The sequence below is a fragment of the Candidatus Ornithobacterium hominis genome (assembly GCF_900538215.1).
Classification (GTDB): Bacteria; Bacteroidota; Bacteroidia; order Flavobacteriales; family Weeksellaceae; genus Ornithobacterium; species Ornithobacterium hominis.
This window is the reverse complement of sequence record NZ_UNSD01000004.1, coordinates 178,853-205,266: the sequence shown is the minus strand read 5'-3', so window position 1 is coordinate 205,266 and position 26,414 is coordinate 178,853. Positions and strand designations below refer to the sequence as shown.

Here is a 26,414-nt window from a genome sequence, read left to right as displayed (position 1 = left end):
AAAATTTTTAACCTAATAGTTCAAAATCCAATTGCTTTTTCTCTAAATCTGCTCGTAGGACTTTAATTCTCACCTGATCTCCCAGCTGATAGGTTTTTTTACTTTTCTGACCGATAATCGCATAGCTTTTAGGGTCAAAAATGTAATGGTCATCATGAATATTTCTCAAACGTACTAGCCCTTCTGCCAAAGATTCTGGCAATTCTACATAAATCCCCCATTCCGTCACACCCGAAATCACTCCATAGTATTCCTCCCCGATGTGCTCATTCATATATTTTACTTGCATATACTTGGTGCTATCTCTCTCAGCATCAGCAGCCAGACGCTCTCGTTGGCTACAATGTTCACATTTTTCTTCATAGGTTTCAGCTTTTGGCGATTCTCCCCCATCTAGGTAGTGCTGCAATAGCCGATGTGCTATGATGTCTGGGTAGCGGCGAATGGGTGATGTAAAGTGCGAATAGTACTGAAATGCTAGCCCGTAATGCCCAATATTTTCGGTAGAATAAACTGCTTTAGACATCGAGCGCATCGCTAGGGTTTCAATCATATTTTCTTCACCTTTGCCCTGCACTTCTTTTAGCAATTGGTTGATAGATGATGTTGTTTCTTTTCTTTCACCTAATTTTAAATCATAGCCAAACTGTGAGATGAATTGCTTTAAACTGGCTAGTTTTTCTGGGTCGGGGTCATCATGAATTCGGTAAATAAAGGTTTTCTCATTAGGTTTCCCTTTCTTATTTGTGCTCACAAATTCAGAAACTTTTCGGTTGGCTAAGAGCATAAATTCCTCTATCAAGTGATTGGAATCCTTCATTTGTTTAAAATAAATTCCTGTCGGATTTCCTTCTTCGTCTAAGTGAAATTTCACTTCTAAGCTATCAAAACTGATGGCTCCATTTTTTAGCCTTTGTTCTCTTAAAGTTTTGGCTAATTGATTTAATTTGAGAATCTCTTTTTGGAAATCACCTGTTTCTCCTTCGATGATTTTTTGTGCCTCTTCGTAGCTAAATCTCCTATCAGAGTAAGTGACTGTTCGCCCATACCAATGTTTTAAAATATTAGCATCTTCATCCATTTCAAAAACAGCAGAAAAAGTGTATTTTTCTTCATGAGGGCGTAATGAGCAAACGCCGTTACTTAAAATCTCTGGTAGCATTGGCACCACACGGTCAACCAAATATACCGAGGTTGCTCGATTATATGCCTCTTCGTCGAGCAAACTACCGGGTTTCACGTAATGTGAAACGTCTGCAATATGGACTCCAATTTCATAATTTCCGTTTTCTAAAACCTGAAAAGACAAAGCATCGTCAAAATCTTTTGCGTCTGCTGGGTCTATGATAAAAGTCGGTACCGAACGCATATCTCGCCGTTTCTGAATTTGCTCAGGCAAAATTCTTGTATCAATAGCTTGTGCTTCTGCCTCTACTTCATCAGGGAAGTGGTAGGGCAATCCGTATTCGGCTAAAATCGCATGCATTTCAACATCATGCTTGCCAGGTTCGCCCAATGAGCGGATTATGGTGCCAAACGGCGAGTCGGTATCTTCTGGCCAGCTCACGATTTCTGCTACAACTTTTTCTCCATTTTTAGCATGATTCAAATTTTCTTTTGAAATGTAAATATCCACATGCATCGAGCTGTTTTGTTCTAGATTTACAAAACCATATTTTCGGTTGCCAATGATTTCTAAAATCCCTACATATTGCATCCTATTTCGTTGCAAAACCTTCAAAATGCTACCTTCCTGTTTTTTCCCTCGGCTGGTAGGACTCAAAAGTAATTGCACCAAATCATTTTGCAGTGCATTTTTAGTTTGCCCTTTGGGAATATAAACATCATCCTCTAAACCTTCTACTACCACGTATGCTGCCCCAGAGGAAGTGAAATCAATGGTTCCCACTAGGGTATTTTTCTCCATATTTAGTTTAAACTTCCCAGGAGTCTCTTCTATCAACGTATCATCAGCAGCCAATCGGCTTAGGACTTTTATCAGATGTTGTTTTTCACGAGCATTCGTGTATTGCAGTGCTGAAGAGAGCTGCTTATGATTGAGCGTTTTGTTGGGATATTTCAAATAATATTGAAGTATTTTCTTTGCGATTTTTTGGTAACCTTCGCCTTTTTTTTGGCGAGGAATAACCTTCTTTTTTTTTGACATGAATTCTCTGTCTTAATTAGTTGATTTTTAAAATTAGCAATTATTATGCAGAATTTTTTAAGCCTTAAAAAAAATCCGAAGAAAAATTTCTCCGGACTCTCTAAGAATCTGTTTTAATTTCATATTTAAAGGCTTTTACCCTTCACAGCTCACGCAGTTTACAAAGTTGACCATCAGCTCCTTAGATACCGATTGGCTTCTTTGGTAATAGAGTGTTTTCACCCCAAGCTTCCATGCTTCTATCATCAACGCATTGACATCTTTGATGGGCATGCTCGACGGAATATTCAAATTCAGGCTCTGTGACTGGTCTATAAACTGCTGACGCTGCGCTGCTTGAGTAATGATTTCTAATGGTGATATTTCTTTAAAGGTTTTGAAAACGTCTTTTTCCAATTGCGTTAGTTCATTTAGCTGCTGCACAGAACCGTGATTGAGCATGATATTACGCCAAATATCTTCATTATCTAAATCTTTTTCTTGCAACAATTTTTTCAAATACTTATTCTGCCGCATAAAGTTTCCTTTTGCTAAACCTGCTTTATAATAATTGCTGGCAAAAGGTTCTATACCTGGAGATGTTTGCCCCAAAATCGCTGAGCTAGAGGTAGTTGGTGCGACGGCTAATAATGTTGTGTTGCGCAATCCGTAATCTTTTAATAGCTCAGGTTCACCGTAGATGTCGGCCAATTCTTTAGACGCTTCTATGGTCTTGGTTTGAATCAATTTGAATGCTTTTGCATTGAATTGCTTGGCTTCCATACTTTCAAATGGAATCATGTTTTTCTGTAAATAACTGTGATACCCCAAAGCTCCTAAACCTAGTGCACGGTGGCGTATTGCGAAATTCCTAGCGCCAGTCAAGTAATAATTATCTTCAGTTTTAGCAATAAATTCAGATAAAACGGCATCGAGAAAGTAAATAGCGAGCTTTACGGCATCGGTATCTTTCCATTCGTCAAAGAGTTCTAAATTCATTGACGATAAGCAGCAGATAAAAGATTCATCTTCGGTAGATGGTAGCATAATTTCTGAACATAAATTACTAGAATTTATCATCATTTGAAGATCTTTATAAACTTGTGGTTTTTGACGATTGATATTATCGGTAAAGAAAATATACGGCAAACCTTTCTGCTGACGGCTTTCTAAAACTTTTGCCCAAATTTTTCTTTTCCCCATATCGCCATCTACCATATCTTGCATCCAATAGTCTGGGACGCAAACGCCATAAAATAAATTTTGAATGGAATTCCCAATGTTCTTGATTTGTAAAAATTCTTCTACATCTGGGTGATCTATATCTAAGTAAGCAGCAAAAGCTCCACGGCGAACTCCTCCTTGGGAAACGACATCCATAGCAGTGTCAAACAATTTCATAAAGCTTACTGCTCCTGATGACTTTCCGTTATCGGTAACAGCGGTACCCCGATGACGCAATTCGCCAAAATAACCTGAAGTTCCTCCACCGATCTTGGTTTGCATGATGACTTCAGCCAACTTGTGTGTAATCCCTTCTATGCTATCAGGCACGTGCACATTAAAACAAGAAATTGGAAGCCCTCGCTGCGTTCCCATATTGGCCCAAACAGGAGAGGAAAGGCTCATCCACCCTCGGGTGATTAGCTCTTCAAATTTAGGCTGTAATTCTGGTTTATACAATCTTTTAGCTGCTGCTGTTGTGATTCTTTCAATGGCGCCACGCACCGTTTCACCTTTTAGCAGATAGCCACGGTTGAGCATCTGCTCAGACTCATCGTTCAGCCACCAGATTACTTCTTTATCTTCTGTCATTTTATTTAATTTTTATTTCAATGTGATTTTTTATTTAAATTAAAAATCTTTTACAAGCTTCTGTTTCGCCTGTTTTTACTTTATTAATATGTGTAAATTCTATTGCAGGCACTTTTTCTACAAACTGCATCGCTTTTTTGATACAATAATCAATTTTGTATGCTGTAGCAATGCAAACACGATGCCCATCTACCAACGCCATTGCCATGTAAATGTACTCACCCAATATGAATTTTGGCGAATGAATATAGATTAACTCTTCTCGAATTTCAGGCGTGTAAAAATCAGAATAAATCATTGGCTGTAATGCTTTTATCATGCTTGGTGTAGTCTACTGGTCGCTTAGCGAAGAAATCATCCATCGAGTGAGAGAAAACCTCTTGCTCAAACCATTCCATTGGCTTGTATTGCTCTGCCGTAACTTTGTATAATGGTTTAAAACCTATTTTCACCAAACTATCATCCACTCGGAATTTCATGAAATTAAGTAAATTTTCTTTTGAAACATTTGGAATTTCTCCTTGCTCAAAAATCCAATCTAAAATTTCTCCTTCTACCGAAATGCTCTCATCAATTAAAGCATAAATTTGCTCTACATCTTCCTCCTTTAGTAGGTGCGGAAATTCTTCTTTAATCTTATTAATCAAGAAAATACCTGCATTGGCATGAATTTGCTCATCTACAGAAGTCCAAGCTATGATGTTGCTTACATTCTTCATAAACCCACGAAATCTTGTGAAAGAAAGAATGATAGCAAATTGACTGAAAAGAGATACATTTTCTATCAAAATACTAAACATCAGAAGCGAAATCAAGTATTCTTTTGGATCTTTTGAGTTCGAATCTTTTAAAGCCTCTGTCAAGTAATTTATTCTTTTTTGAATCACAGGAACCTCTATCAAGGCTTCAAACGACTGGTTGTAACCCAAAACCTCTAGCAGGCGTGAATATGCTTCTGAATGACGAAATTCACATTCAGCAAAAGTCGACCCCAAGCCATTCATTTCTGGCTTAGGCATATGAGCATATAGATTCCCCCAAAAGGTCTTTACGTTTACTTCTATTTGCGCAATCGCCAGCAAGGAATTCTTTACGGCATTGCGATCTGCATCGCTAATTTGTGAATGAAAATCCTGAACATCTGCCGTAAAGTCAACTTCTGAATGTACCCAAAAAGATTTATTGATCGCATCTGTAAATTGCATGATTTCAGGATATTCAAACGGTTTATAATTTACTCTTTTGTCAAAAATGCCCATATCTTTTTATGTTATATTATGTTATATATATTATCAAAAATTTTCTTTCCACGAAAATATAAAACTACATGCGTCTAGAAGAATTTAGTTTTTACTTAATATTGTTGATAAGTTAATCAAGTTAAGTGATAACCAAGGCTAGCTAAATTTATCAACTTCATAGGTTAATAACTCTTTTTTTCATTCTCATTTATTTTTTTTCTAAAGGCTTATTTAAATTTCATGTCCTAAAATTTTTTTTAAGGCTTAAAAAATAATGAATTCTTTAAATTTGCGGTATATGAATTTTAAAATTGAAGCTACAGATGCCCTATCAGCTGCACGTGCAGGGGAACTCATCACCGCTCATGGTAAGGTGAAAACGCCCATCTTCATGCCTGTGGGGACTGTGGCAAGTGTGAAATCCGTACACCAAAGAGAGCTGAAAGAAGATATACAGGCTCAAATTATTTTAGGCAATACCTACCACCTCTACCTCCGCCCTGGCATCGAAATTTTGAATGCTGCGGGTGGTTTGCATCGTTTCATGAATTGGGACGCTCCTATCTTGACTGATAGCGGTGGCTTCCAAGTTTATTCTTTGTCTGACATCAGAAAAGTGAGTGAGGAAGGTGTTCGGTTTCAATCGCATATAGATGGCTCTTATCATCTTTTTTCTCCTGAATATTCTATGGAAATTCAACGAAGCATCGGAGCTGATATCATTATGGCATTTGATGAATTAACTGGGATTCCTGCTACTTACCAAAATGCTAAAAAAGCAATGGAAGTGACTCATCGCTGGCTAGAACGTTGCCGGAATTGGCTGAGGGAAAACCCTCCTTTGTATGGTTACCCGCAGACGCTATTTCCCATCGTGCAAGGAAATTCCTACAAAGATTTGAGGACAGAGTCGGCAAAATACATTGCCGATTTTAATGCCGATGGAAATGCGATTGGTGGGCTCAGTGTGGGCGAACCAGAGGAAATGATGTACGAAATCACAGATTTAGTCTGTGGTATTTTACCTCAAGAAAAACCACGTTATTTGATGGGCGTTGGCACACCTTGGAATATTTTGGAATGCATCAGTTTAGGCGTAGATATGTTTGATTGTGTGATGCCTACGCGCAATGCTAGAAATGGTATGCTATTTACTTGGAACGGGGTGATAAACATAAAAAACGCCCGATGGAAAGATGATTTTAGCCCTTTGGATGAAAATGGAACTTCGTATGTTGACCAACAGTATAGCAAAGCTTATCTTCGGCATTTATTCATTGCCAAAGAATATTTAGCCAAGCAAATTGCCTCTATTCATAACTTGGCTTTTTATTTAGATTTGGTGCGTACAGCTCGGCAAAAAATCATGGAAGAAAGCTTTGAAGCTTGGAAGAATCAAGTTATTCCTCAACTTAAAAACAGATTGTAATCGTGAAGATTCTAGACCGCTATATTATAAAAAATTTTTTGGGGACATTTATTTTCATGACGTCTCTCCTTGCCTTGATTGTCGTGGTAATAGATTTGAGTCAAAAAGTCAATAAAATTCAAGACAATGGCTCTACAATTTGGGAAGCCTTGACTTCTTTTTATCCATTCTTCTTGGTTTGGATTATTAACACCTTTTTGGCAATCGGAGTTTTTATCTCAGCAATTTATTTCACCTCCCGCCTTACCAACAATACTGAAATCGTTGCGATGACCTCTGGAGGAATGAGTTTCTTTCGTCTTACCCGCCCGTATTTGATTGTTGCCATTGGTATAGGCTTAGCTTCTTTTCTGGTAAATCACTATTTTTTGCCTCAAGCCAATGTCTATAAAAATGAATACATGTACACTTATTTACAACGGAGTTCAGATGAATTTGAATACTTCAAGGGGCGACCAATTAGCTCTCAAATTACGCCCAATGAATACATTTTTGTCAATAATTACAATCGCCGCACTAAAAACGGAAATGGTTTTCTATTCCAAAAATTTAATGGGCTGAAATTAGTTTACGCTATGCGTGCCAATAGCTTAATCTGGAACGAAGAAGATTCTATTTATCAACTCAATAATTATTATGAAAGATTTGTACGAGAAAACAAACCCGACAGTTTAATCGAAGGAAGTCAAGTGAATTTAAAACTTAAATTTTCTCCCGATGAATTGTTACCAGAGGGTTATGTTGCCGAAACGATGAATAGCTTTGATTTGATAAAATTCATCGAACGAGAAAAATTTAAGGGCAGTGCCAGCATCAATGTCTACCAAAATGAGCTATACCAACGTACCAGTTTACCTTTTTCTTCTATTATTTTAACCCTATTGGCTCTATCTCTAAGCTCAACAAAAAGAAGGGGTGGCATCGGTATAAACCTCGCTATCGGGGTAGGTATCGCATTTATCTATCTATTTGGAAATGAGTCCAGTAAAGTGTTAGCTGAAGTTGGTAACATCAGCCCATTACTCGCCACTTGGCTATCAAACATTGTGTTTGGTTTACTTACAATTATCTTATATTTTAAAAGAGCTTATCAATAATTTTTTAAAAAAAATTTGTTAGTTAAAAAATTAGGCTTATATTTGCAGTCCAATTACAAAACAACAGTGCTGTAGTTGACATCAAATTTTGGGATTTTAGCTCAGTTGGTTCAGAGCATCTGCCTTACAAGCAGAGGGTCGGGGGTTCGAATCCCTCAAATCCCACAAATCCAAAAGCCTTTCTGTTTGTAGAAAGGCTTTTTTATTTAAAAATATATAAAACTTAAAAATTTTTAAAGCTTTATTTTTTTATTTAATTTAAAGCCTTAAAAAAATCTCTTATGAATTGGTTCAGAAAAAACCTAAGCAACATTATTTTTATTTTTTTACTAGGTTTATTATTCTTTCCCCCGACTGGAAAACCAATCAAAATATTCATTCAGCAAATGCTGGCCACCTCTCCGCAAATCAAAAGTGAGAATGATTATAAACAGATTCATTTTACTGACTGGGAAATTCAAGCTCAAAACCAAAATTTCCTAAAGCCTTTAGAAAATTTGAATAAACCTGTAGTCATCAATTTTTGGGCTACTTGGTGTCCTCCGTGTATTGCAGAAATGTCTTTTTTTGCAAATCTCTATCATGAAATGCAAAAGGAAGTTGATTTTTATTTCGTTTCCAATGAATCGTGGGAGGAGATTCATGGTTTTGAAACAAAACGTGAGTTCAAACTCCCCTATTTTCGTTATTTTAAAGAGCATCCGCAGTGGCCAATTAATTCGATCCCGCGAACCATTGTTATTAATAAAAAAGGAGAAATCATTTTAGACGAAACGGGAATAGCTAAATGGGATAGTAAGTCTTTCAAAAATCATCTAAAAAATCTTTCTAACTCTCATAATTAACTTTAAATTTGTGGAAAATGAGCAATAATGAAGCCTTATCCAATTAAATTTGAGCCCATTCTTCAAGAAAAATTATGGGGCGGGAATAAACTCAAGCATGTTTTTAACAAAACTGATAGAGATGAGAATTTTGGTGAGAGCTGGGAGCTTTCTAATGTTGAAGGTTTCTCTAGTGTGGTAACTAATGGAGAGTTAAAAAATCAATCTTTCAGCGAAGTTCTAAAACATCACCACAAAGAGATTTTGGGGCCTAAAGTTTCTGGAAGTGATTTCCCACTATTAATTAAATTTTTAGATGCTAAAATTCCACTCTCTTTACAAGTTCATCCTGATGATGAAAGAGCTAAAATCTATGCCGATAGCCGCGGAAAAACAGAAATGTGGATTATCCTGTCAGCTGAGCCTGATGCTAAAATTTATTTAGATTGGGCTAATTCTATGACTAAAGAAAAAGCTGAAATTGCACTGAAAGATGGGAGCATCATGGACTATGTCAAAACTTATGATGCCCAGCCAGGTGATTGTTTTTTTGTACCTGCAGGCACTGTGCATGCTATAGGCAAAGGGATTGTTTTGGCTGAAATTCAGCAAACTAGTGACTCTACCTATCGCCTCTTTGATTGGAATCGGGTAGATAAAAATGGAAATCCAAGAGATTTACACATCGAGGAAAGTTTGCGTGTAATGGATTGGAATCCGAAAGAGAATCTGAAAAAGTATTTTACTAAAGAACTAAATCAATTAAATCCTGTGGTGAATGAAAAACACTTCAAAACTTCTTATTTGCCACTGGAAGGGTCTTTCGAGTTAGAAAACAAGTATGACTCTTTTCAGATTTTGATTTGTACCGAAGGCTTTGGTGAAATTCAGTGGGAAAATGAGATTTTAGCGTTTCAAAAAGGAGACACTTTACTTCTACCTTTCGCATTGAATAAAGTTTCTTTGATTAGCGAAAATGGTGCTGCACTGATTCATGTACACTTATAATTTTTTAAGCCTTAAAAAAAACATTTGTTTTTTTTTATAAAGAAAACCAGCTGTAATTAGCTGGTTTTGCATTTAATCTTATTTAATCTTAATTGTGTTGTACTGACTTAAAAAGAATATCTAATTCCAAATTGCATTTGCCATAGAGAACTGCTAATTCCGCTATTGTCATAAGCCTCTAGTCTTTCTTTTGTTAGTTGTGATGGGTCTACGGTATACTCCGCTTTTCTGACCCCTGGGCTTACTTCTTTTACATCGTTTACATTGATTATATTTCTTGTTCCATAGTTGTAAAAATATCTTCTGCCCCAATCTTTGTTTAATAAATTGGTGAAGTTGAAAATATCGAAAGAAACTCCTAAACCATGTTTTTTGCCTGCGACCATCACATTAAATTCTTGCTGAATTTTTAAGTCAATGATATTAGTCCAAGGCAGTCTTGAGGCGTTTCTTTCGGCAAATTTACCTCTTCTTGTTCTTAAATAGTCATCATTTTCGATAAAGGCATTCAACGCATCCCACTGTTGCTGAACAGTTGTTTTAACGTTTCCTGTCTTCTTATCTACGATGTCGACTAAGTTAATATCTCCAATGGATTTGGGCACATAAATTAATGAAGCGCTTGTTCCACTAATGTCATTTAAAATCAAGTTTGAACCTTCGTTATAAATATAAGAGATTGGCTGCCCTGAAGCTCCTTCGTAGAATAATGCAATCTTTGTTTTGGTATTGAATTTACTACTGATGTCTAACCAATTAAATGAGTAAGAGGCTAAAGCTGTAACTCGAGAACCTGCAGAGTAGTCGGAACGATATAATTCTGGTACGTTTTTACCGTTTACTGTATTTTGGTATCTCCACTGTGAAAGATTCTGAAAAGAAGCTCCGTTATTTACAGAGTAAGTGTCGTTGTATGAGTAATTTAGGTCTAAATAAAGTTTATTGAAGAAAGTTTTATCTAAACCTACAGTAAGGGTATATCCATAGCCTTTACTTATATTTTTGCCTAAAAGTACATTGCTAAATTTAGATGAAACAGCTGGTTCTGACTGCCAAGTTGTTCTGCCATCATTTTGCAAAATACCAGCTTTCTTAATGTTGATATTTTCATAATAAACATCATTTAATACGTAATCATATTGAGCATTTGCCTTTAGCCTATATCCTTGTGGTAAATTTTGATCTACTCCTAATGTGTATTTCAAGCGCTGTGGCAATTTAATATTTGTAGAGAAAAGGTTGATTTCGGGTCTTGAAGAACCTACTTGTAAACCATGGTTATCATCTAACTTTGGTGAAAAAGCGATGTTTCTTTCTCTTACTTGCCCTAAAGTATTCCCTGTGTTGTTATAAACACCTCCTACCCATACCAATGGCATTCTTGATGTAAATACTCCTACACCACCAGTAATTCTTGTCAAGTAATCTGTTCCTCTATTCAGTGTCCATTTAAATCCTAATCTTGGCGAAATATGAACTTTAGCGTTAAACTTCTGTCCTGTTTTAGCTCCTTCTAAATCATATCCTGCTTTTTCAAACAAAGAGATTTCATCATTAAAGGTTTTATTCTCACGTGTATTGTCATAAGTAGGCACGTCAATTCTCACTCCAGCAGTTAGGTTAAAATCTTTATCTACATTCCACTCGTCTTGTAAGTATGCGGAAATCAAACTACTATTGAATTTTGCTGCTGCTTCTGTCTGGTTATCTCCGTAAGCACCGCCATCAAGTAATGAGAATGTACGCGAAAATTCTGATGCATTTTCTCCTGCTAAGAATTTCTCTAGCCCTGTTTTATTCTTATCATTTTGCCAAATGTAGTTACCATAATTATCTCTTACGAAAATATTTATAGCTTTGTAGAAGTCATAATTTGCCCCAAACAATAAGTTGTGATTACCCAGTTTATAATTCAAGTTAAATATTGCCGTCAAAACATCCTGCTCTAGTTTATTTGCAGTAGAAAATCTATCTGCTCCTAAGTTAATCCAGCCATTACCATCTTGAATTCCTACTGTTGGGAAAAGTGAATTAGGATTTCTATCATCTTTTACCGTTTTGTACGTTAAGGCAATTTTAGCATCTAAGTTATCAGACCATTTTCCGTTATAGTCTAAACTGAATTGATTTTTCTTAGATGGGAATAAAACTGTTCTATCTATAAAGTTTAAACTTCCTCCACTTCTTGCCGCTTGGAATGAGTTAAAATTTGAAAGCTTATATTTGAAGCTCAATGATTGATTTTGCATAAAGTTATAATCTAACTTCCCTACAAAAACATCTTTATCCATTGTACTAGTATTATTACCATAACTTCCTGGGTTGTAATTATACTTGTTTTCTAATACTTGCAGTAATCTTTCAATATCGGCTACTTTGCTATTACCTCTGTAGCTACTAAAATCATAAGGGTTAGGTGTTTCTATTTTTTCTTTTTCATAAGTAAAATAGTAAAACAATTTATTTTCAACCAAAGCTCCACCTAAGCTTGCACCATACCTATTTGCATTAAATTCAGGTAATTTACTTCTATTTAAGTCATTATAACTAGCCGTTTTCCCTGCAAGTTTTTCATTTCGTGTAAACCAGTATAATGAACCTGTCATTTCATTTTTACCAGATTTTGTTGTCGCATTGATTGCTCCTCCTGCAAACCCAGACTGTCTTACATCCATAGGTGCTACGGATACAGAAATCTGATCCAGTTCATCAAAAGTAAATGGATTTCCACCTACTTGCCCTCCATCTAAACCAGTTGAGCTTAATCCAAAAACATCATTATCAACAGCACCATCTAAATAAACAGCATTGTATCTATTATTTTGTCCAGCAATAGTAATTCTATTATCATCATAAACTTTCACTTGTGGAGCCACCCTTACAAAATCAGCAATTCCACCATTTACATTAGGTAAAGTTCTTATTTGTTCGCTTGTAATTGTTTTCTGAGAACCAATGTTGTTCTCTTTGCGAGTCCCAACAATACTAATTTCAGTTAGGTTGATTCCCGAACTTTCCAATTGGGCAAAGAAGTTATAAGTTTCACCTAGTTCAGTAAAAATATTACTTTTTGTAAAACTAACATTTCCCCCTTGCTCTATTGTAATTGTATAAGGGCCTCCTGAACGTGCACCATTTATACGGAAGCTACCACTTTCGTTTGTAACTGTTGTATAGACAGTATTAGTCGGTTCATGAAAAATTTTAACCTCTGCTCCCACGATAGGCATGTGTGTAGCATCAATAACATCACCACTAAAATCTGATGTTGTTACTTGAGAAAACGCCGAAGTAGAAGCTCCTAATACTAAGGCAAAAGCATATGCTTTTTTCCACTTAAAATCCATGTTTTATGATATTTTTAAATTTGCATCAAAAATCTAACATAAATTACAATTCAATGTTAACTTATGATTAAGTTTTACTTTTTTTATCAACAAAGTTTTTTTAGTCTGCTTAAATTTAAATAGAATAATTACTCTACAGATGATTCTTCTTTTACTGAAAATTCAAGCAAGTTTTTTAAAATAAAAAAATCACCTTGCCTTCCACAAGATGACTTTTAATGTAGCCCATAGGAGAATCGAACTCCTGTTTTCAGGATGAAAACCTGATGTCCTAACCACTAGACGAATGGGCCGCAACACTTCTTCTAATCAGATTTTATAGCGCATTAATGTGCTTAGCTAATTTACTTTTCAAATTAGCGGCTTTGTTTTTATGGATAATATTCCTTTTCGCAACACGATCAATCATAGAAGAAACCTCCGGCAGCTTCTCTAATGCCTTTTCTTTATCTGTCTCAGCACGCAACTTCCTGATTGCCGACCTCATAGAAGTATGATAATATTTATTACGCAATCTTCTAGTCTGTGTCTGTCTAATTCTTTTTATTGCTGACTTATGATTTGCCATAGTCTTTTAAATTATTTTTTTACTTCAAACTTTGTAGCCCATAGGAGAATCGAACTCCTGTTTTCAGGATGAAAACCTGATGTCCTAACCACTAGACGAATGGGCCGTCATTATTCTGTCCCTCAAAATGGTTTGCAAATATAAAACCTTTTTCGAAACAAAAAAAATATTTTCATCTTTTCTTTTAAAAAAAATCCTAAAGCTTTGATAAATAGCAGTAATCTGTGTTAAAACAATGCTAAACTAAGATTTCAAACTTGGCAACTCAATTTCTTCTTTTAATTTTGGGTCGATTTCAATAAAAAAATAGGTATGCATAAGAATATTTTTCGACTGCTGGCTTTCGGGCTACTATTAATGGCTCTTCAGTCTTGTAATTCGAGTTATTTAACTCAAAACACCACCCCTGCTCTCACTAACTCCTTCTCTGATGAGGCTCAACAGCAGTTAGAACGAGACATCATCAATGCTCAACTCTCTCTTCAGAAACCAAGCATCAGCTACGAAGTTGATAATCCTATAGACACTAATCATGCCAAAATTGCAAATAAATTAGAGAAAAATACTTTTATTTCTTATTTAGATATAACTGTTTCTAATATTTTACGTGAGGCGGATAGTTACCTTGGGACTCCTTACAGATTTGGAGGCACAACGCGTAGAGGTATTGACTGTTCTGCTTTTATGCAAAAAATCTTTGAAGTAGAAGGTATCGATTTACCTCGAATTTCTAAAAATCAAGCTAAATTAGGCATTCCAATCCCCAAAGAACATTTGCAGAAAGGTGACCTTATTTTCTTCAGCACTACTTCATCTCGCCGGATTACACACGTCGGTATAGTGCATAGTATCAACGAAAATGAAATTAACTTCATTCATGCCTCTAGCTCACAAGGGGTTATTATCTCTAGCCTAGACCACGAATATTGGGCTAAAAGATTTCGCACGGCGAGAAGAATAGAAAATTTCGTCACACCTCAGTTGGTGCTAAACAGTTCAATCAAAAACGAGGTTGTTAATTGACTTTTCTATCTAAATCAAAAAGACTTTCTTTTGGCAGCACTTTGATTATAAGTGCTGTTATTTATTTCACACTCAATCTAGTTCAAGCTTGGCGGTCTCAAATCATTGATGATGAGACTTATTATTTCATGTGGTCGCAGAACCCCGCTTGGGGCTATTTTGACCACCCGCCCATGATTGCTTGGTGGGATACATTGGGTTTCTCTTTGTTTCAAAACACGGTTGGCTTACGTTTATTCACCATCTTTTTTTCTGCGCTGGGGTACTTTATTTTAGGTCATTTTTTGGTCAAAAACAAAAAAGAGTTGATTCTTTACAATCTTTTATTTTTCAGCATGGTTTTGTTCCAGGTTTTTGGTTTCATTGCCACGCCAGACGCTCCACTTCTATTTTTCTCTATTCTTTATTTAATATTCCTCTATCACTTTATTCAAAAACAAAGTTACTTAAACACATTTTCATTGGGCTTGGGCATGGCTTTGGTCATGTATAGCAAATATCATGGTGCTTTACTTATCACTTTTAGTTTATTGCCTTTAATTCCAGTTTTTTATAAAAATGCAAAAGCTTATTTAGCCATTCTTATCGCCTTGGTCTTTTATAGTCCTCACTTGATTTGGCAATTTCAGCATGACTTTATTTCGTTTAATTACCATATTATAAGAAGAAATGTACATAGCGGTTTTGATTTCAAAAACCCTATAAATTACTTGCTCAGTGTAATTTACATTAGCTCGCCATTTTTATTTTTTTATTTGATAAAGGCTTTTTATAAATTCCCCAAAGATTTATTCAAGAAATCGCTTTGGTTTATCTTTTGGCTAAGCATAGTTTTTTTCTTATTCACCTCGTTCAAAAGATATATTCAAGCACAGTGGTCGCTCATCACAGTCATTCCTTTATTTATTTTAGGTTTTGATTATTTAAAAAATAAAAAAATTTTTTTTAAGCCTTTAAAAATTTTATCACTCATCACTATTGGATTAATTTTTTTAGCTCGAATTTACTTCATGATTCCTAATCCTCCTTTCAAAATTAAATACCACGGCTGGAAGGAGTTTATGCTAGAGACTAAGAGAAAAACAAATGGAAATGCTGTTTTTGACCGCTACCAGCTCACCTCTCTCTACTCTTTCTACAATTACCCCGAGCGGGCTTACAACATCGCTACCGAAGAGAATAGGACCTCACAATTTCAGCTCTGGAATGATATTGAAGAAATTAACGGAGAACCTTACACTTATTTTTCTTCTCAATTAAATGCTACGGATTCTCTGGCATTAAATTCTAGAAAAAAAGAATATTATAAATATAAAAAAGGTACATCTTTTTTCAACACAGCTTCTTTTTGGTTTCAAATTGAAAAAGCTCAAATTTCTAAATCTAAATTAAAGCTCATTGGCCAGATTTGGAATAAAAGTGATAGCCCCAGAACATTAGCCCCAGAAAACTACACGCTACATTTAATATTAAATCAAGAGAAGTTTAGTAGAGAAATTCAGCAAAAGGTAGAAATCCCGTTCAGAAAAGTAAATTTAGCCTCAAAGCATTTCTCTGATTTTGAATTGGAAGTACCCGTAAATATACAAGATTTAATGGAAAACCCTATCGGGTATTTAAGCTTAGCGGGGCAAAATTTACCAGGAACTATTCGCTCAAATTATATTACATTTGTAGTTGATGAAAATGATTGAAGCTAAAAATATCTATAAATTTTACGATGAACTTCCCGTACTCAAAGGTGTAGATTTAAGCATAAGAAAGGGTGAGGTAGTCTCCATCATCGGGGCTTCTGGGGCTGGGAAAACGACTTTGCTACAAATTTTGGGTACGCTGGAGCGTCCATCTTTGCTCAAAAATAACGAAACAGAACTCTCTATCAATAACGTTTCTTTACTCAACTTGAAAGATAAAGCTTTAAGCAAATTTAGAAATGAAAACATTGGCTTTGTTTTCCAATTTCATCAGCTTTTACCTGAATTCACTGCTTTAGAAAACATCTGCATGCCAGGGTTGATTCAGGGAAAAAGTTTAAAAAGCTTAGAAAAAAGAGGCATCGATTTGCTCCATTTTTTTGGTTTAAAAAATCGAAGTCGGCACAAGCCCCAGCAACTCTCTGGTGGTGAGCAACAAAGGGTGGCTGTCGCTAGAGCTTTGATGAATCACCCTGCGGTAATTTTCGCTGATGAGCCGTCGGGGAATTTGGATTCTAAAAATGCGGATGAACTTCATCATTTATTTTTCCGTTTGCGTGAAGAATTTCAGCAGACTTTTGTAATTGTGACTCACAATAAAGATTTAGCTACCATAGCCGATCGGAAATTAATTATGCAAGACGGTCTTTTTATCCCATAATCTTTTAAATCTTTCTGGCTAAAAAAATCTTTCTGAAATTCTTTTAATTCTTTTTCAAATATAAACTTCAAACAGATTCTATTTTTTTGTACATTGTTTCAAGAATTTTTTAAGGCTTTTAAAAATTCCAGTAAAAAACTTATGATAAGCTGTCTAAAAATTTATTTAAATTCATAATAGAATTTATCTAAAATAATTTCAGTATAAATGAAAATACAGCTCTAGAGCAAATTCAAGTTACAGGTTTGGCAAGGCCAATTTTAAATCATATTTAATTGTAGGGGAGCTATTGGCGAAATTTGAAAAATGCTGAAAATGGGCATTATACAAGTTAAGGGACAAAAATCAAATAAAGATTACTTTTTGAGTGGAACGTTCAATGCAGCAAATAAGAATAAAACAACTTCTATTATCACTAAATTGATATTATAAAATTAAATAATCTTTTCAGATTCAAAAAATCATTATAAATTCGCAGAATTAATATAGAAAAGGGGTGCTTTTCGTAAGCGAACGGCTGAGATTATACTCTTGGAACCTGAGCGGGTAATGCTGCTGAGGGATTTGGCTAACGAATGATGCGTTGTACTCCTTTTTTGTATAAAATTATTTTTCATGTACAAAAAAGTTTTTTTATTAGGCACTCTAGGTGCTATTATTTCGGCAAATGCCCAAGAAAATAAAGCGGCAAACGATTCTATTAACCAAGAAATCATTCAGTTAGATGAAATTTCTGTTTCGCCAACACGGGCTACAGACAAAACGCCTATGACGTTTTCTAGTGTAAGCAAAGAAACGTTGGCAAAGCAAAATTTAGGGCAAGATATTCCTATTTTATTAAATCTGTTGCCCTCTGTGGTTACCACAAGTGATGCGGGAAATGGTGTTGGGTACACTGGAATCCGTGTGAGGGGAACAGATGCTACTCGTGTGAATGTTACTATCAACGGGATTCCCTATAATGATTCTGAATCGCAAGGGACTTTTTGGGTAAATATGCCAGATTTTGTTTCTTCGGTAGAAAACATTCAGTTGCAACGTGGTGTGGGAACTTCTACGAATGGTTCGGGAGCTTTTGGGGCAAGTTTGAATTTATTGACCAATAATATTTCGCCAAACCCTAGTGGAGAGCTTTCAGCTTCTTACGGAAGCTTCAATACACAGAAATATACAGCAAAATTTTCTACAGGGGTGATGAAAAATAATTTCTCATTCTCAGGGAGATTTTCTAAAATTAATTCAGATGGTTATATAGATAGAGCTTCATCTGATTTGCATTCGTATTTCTTACAAGGAGCTTATACCAACAAAGGAACTTTAATCAAGGCTTTAACTTTTGGTGGAAAAGAAAAAACCTATCAATCTTGGGATGGAGTCCAAAAAGAGATAATGGGAAATAAAGTTTTGTTTGACCAAATGGAACAATACGGGAGAACGTATAACCCTGGTGGCTTGATGTATAAAGATTCCAATGGCGTTCAGCATTTCTATGATAATCATACCGATAATTACAAACAAGACCACTACCAATTACACTGGAATCAGCAGTGGGATAGGAAATGGAATACGAATTTAGCCTTCCATTACACCAAAGGTTTTGGATATTATGAAAGCTATAGAAGAGGTAAAAAATTAAAAGATTATAGCTTGGAAGCATTGGAAATCAATGGGCAAAAAGCCTCTAAATCTGATTTGATTGATAGAAAATATTTAGACAATGATTTCTATGGAGCTACTTTCGCTTTGAATTACAAAAATAATGGATTAGATTTCACTTTTGGCAGTGCAGGAAACTACTACAAAGGTTGGCATTTTGGCGAAATTCTTTGGGTAAAAGAGGCGGTAAAACAAAGTTACAAACAAGAATTTTATAGAGATTTATCAGAGAAATATGATTTCAATAATTTCTTAAAAGCAAATTACCAAATCGGTGATGTGATTCTATATGCCGACCTGCAATATAGAAACATCTCTTACAAAGCCAATGGCGAAGAAACAGGAAAGGTGAACGATAAATTTAATTTCTTCAATCCCAAAGGTGGAATTACTTATTTAGCCAATGCAAATCATCAATTTTATGCCTCTTACGCCAGAGCACAAAGAGAGCCCAGCCGAAAAGATTATAAAAACGGGAATCCGAAACCAGAAAAGTTAAATGATTTTGAGGCTGGTTGGCGTTTCAAACAAAATAATGTTGCCGTAAACGTAAACGGATACTATATGCTTTACCAAGACCAATTGGTTTTAACAGGGGAAATTGATAATGTAGGAGGCGCCATTCGCAAAAACAGCGGAAACAGCTATAGACTTGGTTTAGAGCTAGATGCCGCAGTTCAATTCAATCAGTTCAGCATCAGACCAGCCATTACAATTAGCCAAAACAAAAATATCGATTTTGTAGAAAATCAACTAGGCAAATTGGTGAAATTAGGCAAAACAGATATTTCTTATTCACCGAATTTGATTATCGGGAATACTTTAACATATTCCCCAATAGAGAATTTAGAATTTGCCCTGCAAAGTAAGTACGTAGGCAAACAATTCATGAGCAACACTGAAGCAAAAAACTCTCAGCTAGATGCATACTTCACCAATGATATACGTATGAATTACGAATTAAAATTGAGTGATTTCGCAAAAGCCATTCGATTTAACTTACTGATAAACAACCTGTTTGACTTAAAATACATCTCCAACGGATACTACTACAATTATGTAGATGATTGGTCTACCCAAGGGCAAAAACAATTGGTAGAAGGTGTCGGCTACTACCCACAAGCGGGAATCAATGTTTTGGGTGGAATTTCATTATTATTTTAAATTTTTCTAAACTTAAAAAAAAAAACCATTTCATTTTTTTTGAAGTGGTTTTTTTATTTTTTTAAAGCCTTAAAAAATTTCCACAAAACAATTCCTGCACAAACGCTAACGTTTAGCGAATGTTTCGTCCCCGCTTGCGGGATTTCCAAGCATGCATCACAACGTTCTATCGCTTCATCAGCGACTCCATTGACTTCATTTCCAAAAATTAAAGCATATTTCTCCCCCTTATCGATAGGAAAATCATCCAGCCGTGCACTCTCATCAGTTTGTTCTATCCCAATGATTTTGTAATTTTCCTGTTGCAATTTTTGTATCGCTTCCACTACAGTAGGCACGTATTCCCACACCACACTTTCGGTAGCTCCTATTGCCGTTTTCCTAATTTCTTTGTGCGGCGGCGTTGCTGTAATACCACAAAGTACAATTTTTTCTATCAAAAAAGCATCACTCGTTCGAAAAACCGAGCCCACATTATGCATACTTCTGATGTCATCTAAAATTACCACAATCGGTAACTTTTCTTTGCTTCGGTAAGTTTTTAAATCCAGCCGATTTAATTCTTCTAAACTTAGCTTCTTCATTCATTACTATTTTAAAAGAAAAACCACAATTTCTATCAAAAAATTTATAGTAATTGTGATTAATCCTTAAAAAAACCTTATAATACTTCTCTTCCCGAAAAATGAAATTGACTTTCTATCTTAGCATTTTCATTGCTATCTGACCCGTGAATCGCATTTCGTTCCAATTGCTCAGCATATTTCTGACGAATGGTTCCCTGCTCTGCCTCTGCAGGATTGGTTGCGCCAATCAATTTTCTAAAATCTTCTACTGCATTTTCTTTTTCTAAAACGGCTGCAACAATCGGCCCAGAAGTCATAAACTCTACCAAATCAGAGAAAAAAGGCTTATCTTGATGAATTTCATAAAATTTCTGAGCATCTGCAACACTAAGTTGTGTCATCTTCATTGCTTTTATTTTGAAACCTGCATTTGTAATTTCATTTAAAATAGAACCGATGTAGCCGTTTTCTACCGCATCGGGTTTTATCATCGTAAGTGTAATATTTGACATTTTATACTTGTTTTCAACAAATTTAAGATTTCAAAAATGAAAACTCAATTTTTTCATAAGATTTTTAAAGGCTTAAATTTTTTATCTTTGTTTAAACTTTAGCGTATGGGATTTCTTTTAGCTAGTATTGTAGCAAGTGTTCTGGTTTCGATTTTATTAAAATTAGCCCGAAAAAAACATGTTAACATAGCCCAAGCCGTTGCCATCAACTACCCTATTGCCACCGTTTGCAGTTTACTTTTTTTAAAGCCTAATTTTTCTGAATTCAAGTTTCAGTCTGGTGGCATTTACTTTATTTTGTTAGGCATACTATTGCCCACTGTTTTCGTTATCATGGGAAAAGCCATTCAGCAGCAAGGCATCATCAAAGCTGATGCGGCTCAACGAATTTCATTAGTCATTGGCTTAATTTTTTCTTTCTTTATTTGGAAAGAAGATTTAGCTTCACAGAAGATTTTAGGCGTTTTCCTAGCTTTTTCAGCACTCATTTTTCTACTGCTGAAATCAGGAAAACAGCAATCTAAAAAAAACTCTTGGTGGCTACTTCTACTCGTTTGGCTCGGCTACGGGAGCATAGACGTTTTGTTCAAACTCATTTCTCAAACCACCAACAATGATTTTGCAATCACCTTGACCTTCGGGTTCATCTTAGCAGGTATACTGATTTTCAGTTATTTATACTTAAATAAAGTAAACTTTAAAAGGTCGAGTATTATTGCTGGTTTTATTTTAGGTTTACTCAATTTTGCTAACATTTTTTCTTACATCAAGGCACATCAAGTATTGCATGAAAATCCGAGTTTGGTTTTCACAGGCATGAACATTGGTGTAATTGCACTAGCGACGCTCTTGGGGCTGTTTATTTTTAAAGAAAAAATATCTCACTGGAATTATTTAGGCATTGGCTTAGCTATTTTGGCCATTATTGTTTTATTTCTTCCTCTTTATTTTTTTTAAGGCTTTAAAAATTTTTCAAATATTAAACTAGGTTTTCTAGAAACTTACTCTTCCACATCATCATAATAGTCAAACAGGAAATTATTGTACGGGAATCTTGTGACATGAATTTCCTTCACTTTCTCATACAATAACTTTCTTAATTCATTTAGATTTATTTCTTTTCTTGCTGAAATAAAAATGCTTGGGTCTTCTGATTTGGCTACCCACATTTTTTGCAAATCGCTTAGTGAATAATTTTCAAAAGTTTTTTCAGATAAATCATCTTCTGCTTTTTCTATATATTCAAAATCATCTATTTTATTGAAAATCAATACTGTTGGCTTATCTAAACTATCAATATCACTCAGCGTTTGGTTTACAGAATTGATATGATCTTCAAAACTCGGGTGAGAAATATCTACAACATGCAAAATCAAATCTGCTTCTCTCACCTCATCTAGCGTTGATTTGAATGATTCTACCAACTGTGTAGGCAATTTCCTGATGAACCCAACCGTATCTGTGAGCAAAAACGGAAGATTACCAATCACTACTTTTCTCACCGTAGTATCCAGCGTTGCAAATAATTTATCTTCTGCAAAAACATCAGATTTAGACAAGACGTTCATCAGCGTAGATTTACCGACATTGGTGTAACCAACCAAGGCTACACGGACCAACTGCCCACGATTTTTGCGTTGCGTGGCCATTTGTTTATCAATTTTTTCTAATTTCTTTTTCAGCAAAGCAATTCTATCTCGCACAATACGTCTATCGGTTTCTATTTCTGTCTCACCAGGTCCACGCATCCCGATCCCACCTCGCTGCCGCTCCAAGTGTGTCCACATTCTCGTTAAACGAGGTAGAAGATACTCATACTGAGCTAATTCCACTTGCGTTCTAGCATAGGAAGTTTCGGCCCGTTGGGCAAAAATATCTAAGATAAGATTTGTTCTATCTACAATTTTTTTATCCATGAATTTCTCAATATTTTTGAGCTGAGAAGGTGTTAATTCATCATCAAAAATAATGGTATCTACATGGTTTTTCAATACAAATTCTTTGATTTCAGCTAATTTCCCGCTTCCTACAAAATATTTTGAGTCAGGTTTATCTGTTTTTTGCATGAATCTTTCTAAAGTTTCTGCTCCTGCTGTATAGGCAAGAAACTCTAATTCATCCATATATTCTTTTGTTTTTTCTTCTGATTGTTCTTGCGTAATTAATCCTACTAGAACAACTTTTTCATATTGTGCTTCTTTTTTTTCTAACATATAATTTCCTTTTAACAAAAATTGTGCAGTTTATATTGCTTTCATTAAAAATCTAACAAAAACTAAATAATATGAAGCATGAAATTTATTATATTTCTAGATGATTAAATCTTAATTTAAGATATTCGTTATTATTATTATGGATTTAAGAAAATATGATTTTTTTTAATGAAAATGTTTGATTATTCAATATTTATGTATAGATTAGCAATTGGAAAGCCTGTCAATCTAGTACATCCTGCAATATGACATGTGCTGCAACAGGGGCTGCTTGCCCAGCAGCAATCGCGATAGCTTGTATTATAACAGCCTCTTAAAAAAAAATTATGAGAAATTATAAAATACCATCTGTGATGTGGGTGCTTTTGGGCCCCTTAGGATTAATCATTTTTCTTTTGAAATTAAATAATATTATTCAGAGAATTGATAAATCTCGCTAATTTTCACATAACTAGAGAGGTGACATTTAATCTTCATGTAAAAAAGTCTGCTCTAAATTAAAAAATATGAAAAAAATATTCCTACCGACTTTATTAATGCTCAGTGTTTTCTTGTTATCGCAAGTTAACACTTCTAGTTACAAAAATTTTTCTGCTCAAACGACTTCATACGAGTATAAAATTTCATTCTCTTTCAAACAAGATAATGAAATCCATAATAATGAAATTCTAAGTCAAATTTTTGATACATCTAAAGAATATGGAAAGGCTAAATTATTGGTATCTAATAAAGGAGAAATGGAGTTTACAACAGAACCTAATCTCAATAATAATCAATCTCAAAAGCATAAAATTAATCTTATTAAAAATCAAACTTTTATTAAAAATAAAAACAGCCCTGAAGTACGCTATATCGAATACTTAGAGAATAAAAAGCTTGTTATTTGTAAAAATATTGAGGAAACTAAATGGACTTATGAAAATGATACCCGAAAAACATCATGGGGAACAGAAAGAAAAATTTCAGCCATTCGACACATTTCTGATATACTTTCTTCTAAAATCACAGCTTGGTATTTGCCTGCAAAAGAAAAAAACACAAGTATAGAGAATTTCCCTACAGTTCCTGGCATCATTACAGAGTTGAAAGAAGAAAACGAAGCTTATACAAAAAGTTATTTTTTAGAAAATTATGAAGAAAACTCGAAACAAACTTTAAATAAATACTATAAAATCATGAATGAAAATTGCATTTCTAAGGAAGATTTTGAAAAAGAAAAACAAGAATTGCAAAATAGAATTTTAAAAATGTATGGCATAGGCGAAGGTGTGGATACCAGTGATTAATATTTTTTACGTTCAATTATAAAAAAATCAGCTAAAATATATTTCAGCTGATTTTTTCATTTAGATTTCAATGCAAATTTAGATTTGTGGTCCAGCTGCTACTAAGCTTTTCCCCTCCTCGTTGTCTGTATACTTCTCAAAATTATTGATGAATTTCTGAGCTAAGTCTTTCGCTCTTTCTTCCCATTCAGACACATTTGCATAAGTATCCCTTGGGTCTAGAATATTCGAATTCACATTTGGTAATTCCGTTGGAATTTCTAAATCAAAAATTGGTATGACTTTAGTTTCAGCTTTTTCGATGGAACCATCTAAAATTGCATCGATGATGGCTCTCGTTTCCTTCAAGCTGATTCTTTTTCCTGTTCCGTTCCATCCTGTATTTACTAAGTAAGCAATGGCTCCGTTAGCCTCCATTTTCTTCACTAATTCTTGTGCATATTTGGTTGGGTGTAAAGACAAAAAGGCTTCTCCAAAACAAGCTGAGAAGGTTGGCACCGGCTGCGTTACTCCTCTCTCTGTACCTGCCAACTTAGCAGTAAATCCTGACAAGAAATGGTATTTGGTTTGTTCTGGCGTTAATTTAGAAACCGGAGGCATTACCCCAAAGGCATCAGCCGTCAAGAAAATTACTTTTTTAGCTGGCCCTGCTTTAGAAACTGGCTCTACAATGTTCTCGATGTGATAGATAGGGTAAGACACACGCGTGTTTTGTGTATGGACAGTGTCTGTGAAGTCTACTTCTCCTCCATCTTTTACCACTACATTTTCTAGTAATGCATCTTTTTTTATAGCACCATAAATATCTGGCTCATCTTCTTTACTTAGATTGATGGTTTTTGCATAGCAACCGCCCTCGAAGTTAAACACTCCATTATCATCCCATCCGTGCTCGTCATCACCAATTAATTTTCTTTTGGGGTCAGTAGATAAAGTTGTTTTACCTGTGCCAGATAATCCAAAGAAAATGGCAGTATCTCCAGCTTCTCCTACGTTTGCAGAGCAGTGCATTGATGCTTTTCCACTCAATGGCAAATAGTAGTTCATCATCGCAAACATCCCTTTTTTCATCTCTCCACCGTACCAAGTACCACCAATTAATTGCATTTTTTCGGTCAGGTTAAACACTGTAAAAACGGGGGAATTCATCCCGAATTCTTCGTATTTATCATTACTAATTTTAGATGCATTAATTACAACGAAATCAGGCTCACCAAAATTTGCTAATTCCTCCTCAGTTGGGCGGATGAACATATTTTTCACAAAATGTGCTTGCCAAGCCACTTCTGTAATGATTCTAACTTTTAATCTAGAGTCTTCATTCGCGCCACAGAAAGCATCGATAACATATAATTTTTTATTGGAAAGCTCTTGTGTGCTGATTTCCTTTAAATGATTCCAAGCTGCTTGAGACAAAGGTTTGTTGTCATTTTTAGCTTTTTCGCTAGTCCACCAAATGGTGTCTTTTGTCACCTCATCTTCTACTATATATTTATCTTTGGGTGAACGCCCTGTAAACTCACCAGTTAAAACATTTAAGGCACCAAGATTGGTTTTTTGAGCTCTTTCAAAGCCTTCAAGCGAATCTTTAGTTTCTTCTTGATACAATACTTCATAACTAGGGTTATGCGCAATTTCTTGAATGTTTTTAATCCCGTAGTTTTCTAATGCTTTTTTTAATTTTTCCATAACTTTTAAAAATTATGATGTAAATATACGTATAATTAATTTGCAAATTCGCTGAATTTCAACTAATAAAAATCATATATTTTCATTTTTCCACGTCAAAAAAACTAAAATCAATCAATTCTAAAAAAATAAAAAATTGAATTATATATTTTTGCGGTGTTATTCATAAAGTTTTTTATTTTTGCGGTGTTAACTTAAAAACTTAAAACAAATTATTATGTCAGACATTACATCAAGAGTAAAAGCTATTATCGTGGATAAGCTAGGCGTAGAAGAAAGTGAGGTAACTCCAGAAGCTAGTTTTACCAACGATTTAGGAGCTGATTCATTAGATACTGTTGAGCTTATCATGGAATTTGAAAAGGAATTTGACATTCAAATCCCAGACGATCAAGCAGAGAAAATATCTACAGTAGGTCAAGCTGTTCAGTACATTGAAGAAGTAAACAAATAATTAATCTCCCAATATTAATTA

The 26,414-nt window shown here is 34.9% G+C and carries 21 protein-coding genes and 3 tRNA genes; 12 read left to right on the top strand and 12 right to left on the bottom strand.

Going from position 1 to position 26,414, the window contains the following annotated elements; all coding sequences use genetic code 11:
• Positions 1-7: 7 nt before the first annotated feature.
• From rnr to D5J18_RS04855, 4 genes are all read right to left on the bottom strand, one after another.
• Complete coding sequence (gene rnr, locus D5J18_RS04870; protein WP_119057888.1) at positions 8-2,167, bottom strand: ribonuclease R; 2,160 nt, start codon at positions 2,165-2,167, stop codon at positions 8-10.
• Positions 2,168-2,302: 135 nt separating this feature from the next.
• Positions 2,303-3,961, bottom strand: a complete 1,659-nt coding sequence (locus D5J18_RS04865; RefSeq protein WP_119057887.1) for a ribonucleoside-diphosphate reductase subunit alpha — start codon at positions 3,959-3,961, stop codon at positions 2,303-2,305.
• Positions 3,962-3,995: 34 nt separating this feature from the next.
• Positions 3,996-4,280, bottom strand: a complete 285-nt coding sequence (locus D5J18_RS04860) for a hypothetical protein (protein ID WP_260377511.1) — start codon at positions 4,278-4,280, stop codon at positions 3,996-3,998.
• Complete coding sequence (locus D5J18_RS04855; RefSeq protein ID WP_119057886.1) at positions 4,246-5,220, bottom strand: ribonucleotide-diphosphate reductase subunit beta; 975 nt, start codon at positions 5,218-5,220, stop codon at positions 4,246-4,248. The genes D5J18_RS04860 and D5J18_RS04855 overlap by 35 nt, the downstream gene beginning before the upstream one ends.
• A gap of 280 nt (positions 5,221-5,500) precedes the next feature.
• On the opposite strand from D5J18_RS04855, the gene tgt reads away from it, so the two are divergent.
• The 5 genes from tgt (at position 5,501) to D5J18_RS04830 (ending at position 9,560) form a co-directional block, all read left to right on the top strand.
• Positions 5,501-6,631, top strand: a complete 1,131-nt coding sequence (gene tgt / locus D5J18_RS04850) for a tRNA guanosine(34) transglycosylase Tgt (protein ID WP_119057885.1) — start codon at positions 5,501-5,503, stop codon at positions 6,629-6,631.
• A gap of 2 nt (positions 6,632-6,633) precedes the next feature.
• Positions 6,634-7,728 (top strand): LptF/LptG family permease, encoded by a 1,095-nt coding sequence (locus tag D5J18_RS04845; protein ID WP_119057884.1) that lies wholly within the window; start codon positions 6,634-6,636, stop codon positions 7,726-7,728.
• Positions 7,729-7,818: 90 nt separating this feature from the next.
• Positions 7,819-7,893 (top strand) — tRNA-Val (locus D5J18_RS04840).
• Between the two features lie 116 nt (positions 7,894-8,009).
• A complete protein-coding gene (locus D5J18_RS04835) occupies positions 8,010-8,573 on the top strand; it encodes a TlpA family protein disulfide reductase (RefSeq protein WP_119057883.1) in 564 nt (187 codons plus the stop codon).
• A 27-nt stretch (positions 8,574-8,600) separates the two neighbouring features.
• A complete protein-coding gene (locus D5J18_RS04830) occupies positions 8,601-9,560 on the top strand; it encodes a type I phosphomannose isomerase catalytic subunit (protein WP_119057882.1) in 960 nt (319 codons plus the stop codon).
• Between the two features lie 107 nt (positions 9,561-9,667).
• Here the strand turns inward: D5J18_RS04830 and D5J18_RS04825 are convergent, their stop codons facing one another.
• The 4 genes from D5J18_RS04825 to D5J18_RS04810 all read right to left on the bottom strand — a co-directional run bounded on the left by D5J18_RS04825 (position 9,668) and on the right by D5J18_RS04810 (position 13,581).
• Positions 9,668-12,907, bottom strand: coding sequence for a TonB-dependent receptor (locus D5J18_RS04825; protein ID WP_119057881.1), 3,240 nt, complete (start codon positions 12,905-12,907; stop codon positions 9,668-9,670).
• A 221-nt stretch (positions 12,908-13,128) separates the two neighbouring features.
• Positions 13,129-13,200, bottom strand: a tRNA-Glu gene (locus D5J18_RS04820).
• Between the two features lie 23 nt (positions 13,201-13,223).
• Complete coding sequence (gene rpsT, locus D5J18_RS04815; protein WP_119057880.1) at positions 13,224-13,475, bottom strand: 30S ribosomal protein S20; 252 nt, start codon at positions 13,473-13,475, stop codon at positions 13,224-13,226.
• Positions 13,476-13,509: 34 nt separating this feature from the next.
• Positions 13,510-13,581: transfer RNA gene (locus D5J18_RS04810), tRNA-Glu, on the bottom strand.
• A gap of 206 nt (positions 13,582-13,787) precedes the next feature.
• Here D5J18_RS04810 and D5J18_RS04805 point away from each other — a divergent pair.
• The 4 genes from D5J18_RS04805 (at position 13,788) to D5J18_RS04790 (ending at position 19,673) form a co-directional block, all read left to right on the top strand.
• Entirely contained in the window at positions 13,788-14,498 is a 711-nt protein-coding gene (locus D5J18_RS04805; protein ID WP_119057879.1) for a C40 family peptidase, read from the top strand.
• Positions 14,495-16,192, top strand: a complete 1,698-nt coding sequence (locus tag D5J18_RS04800) for an ArnT family glycosyltransferase (RefSeq protein ID WP_133298103.1) — start codon at positions 14,495-14,497, stop codon at positions 16,190-16,192. Before D5J18_RS04805 ends, D5J18_RS04800 begins: the two co-directional genes overlap by 4 nt.
• Complete coding sequence (locus D5J18_RS04795; RefSeq protein WP_119057942.1) at positions 16,185-16,853, top strand: ABC transporter ATP-binding protein; 669 nt, start codon at positions 16,185-16,187, stop codon at positions 16,851-16,853. Before D5J18_RS04800 ends, D5J18_RS04795 begins: the two co-directional genes overlap by 8 nt.
• A gap of 615 nt (positions 16,854-17,468) precedes the next feature.
• Positions 17,469-19,673, top strand: a complete 2,205-nt coding sequence (locus D5J18_RS04790; protein WP_119057877.1) for a TonB-dependent receptor — start codon at positions 17,469-17,471, stop codon at positions 19,671-19,673.
• A gap of 53 nt (positions 19,674-19,726) precedes the next feature.
• Here D5J18_RS04790 and D5J18_RS04785 read toward each other — a convergent pair whose 3' ends face one another.
• Both D5J18_RS04785 and D5J18_RS04780 read right to left on the bottom strand, forming a co-directional pair.
• Positions 19,727-20,257 (bottom strand): RNA methyltransferase, encoded by a 531-nt coding sequence (locus tag D5J18_RS04785; protein WP_119057876.1) that lies wholly within the window; start codon positions 20,255-20,257, stop codon positions 19,727-19,729.
• A 77-nt stretch (positions 20,258-20,334) separates the two neighbouring features.
• Positions 20,335-20,751 carry a nucleoside-diphosphate kinase gene (locus tag D5J18_RS04780; RefSeq protein ID WP_119057875.1) on the bottom strand — a complete coding sequence of 139 codons (417 nt, stop codon included), beginning with the start codon at positions 20,749-20,751 and terminating at the stop codon, positions 20,335-20,337.
• A 105-nt stretch (positions 20,752-20,856) separates the two neighbouring features.
• On the opposite strand from D5J18_RS04780, the gene D5J18_RS04775 reads away from it, so the two are divergent.
• Positions 20,857-21,708 (top strand): DMT family transporter, encoded by an 852-nt coding sequence (locus D5J18_RS04775; RefSeq protein ID WP_119057874.1) that lies wholly within the window; start codon positions 20,857-20,859, stop codon positions 21,706-21,708.
• A 44-nt stretch (positions 21,709-21,752) separates the two neighbouring features.
• Here D5J18_RS04775 and hflX read toward each other — a convergent pair whose 3' ends face one another.
• Positions 21,753-22,964: a GTPase HflX gene (gene hflX / locus D5J18_RS04770; protein WP_119057873.1), complete on the bottom strand. Its 1,212-nt coding sequence runs from the start codon at positions 22,962-22,964 to the stop codon at positions 21,753-21,755.
• A 506-nt stretch (positions 22,965-23,470) separates the two neighbouring features.
• Between hflX and D5J18_RS04765 the strand changes: the two genes are divergently transcribed.
• Complete coding sequence (locus D5J18_RS04765) at positions 23,471-24,250, top strand: hypothetical protein (protein ID WP_133298102.1); 780 nt, start codon at positions 23,471-23,473, stop codon at positions 24,248-24,250.
• A 78-nt stretch (positions 24,251-24,328) separates the two neighbouring features.
• Here D5J18_RS04765 and pckA read toward each other — a convergent pair whose 3' ends face one another.
• Positions 24,329-25,939: a phosphoenolpyruvate carboxykinase (ATP) gene (gene pckA / locus D5J18_RS04760; RefSeq protein WP_119057871.1), complete on the bottom strand. Its 1,611-nt coding sequence runs from the start codon at positions 25,937-25,939 to the stop codon at positions 24,329-24,331.
• Between the two features lie 217 nt (positions 25,940-26,156).
• Here pckA and D5J18_RS04755 point away from each other — a divergent pair, with 217 nt between their 5' ends.
• The gene (locus tag D5J18_RS04755) at positions 26,157-26,393 is read left to right on the top strand and encodes an acyl carrier protein (RefSeq protein WP_119057870.1); all 237 of its coding nucleotides are present in this window, start codon (positions 26,157-26,159) and stop codon (positions 26,391-26,393) included.
• Positions 26,394-26,414 lie beyond the last annotated feature (21 nt).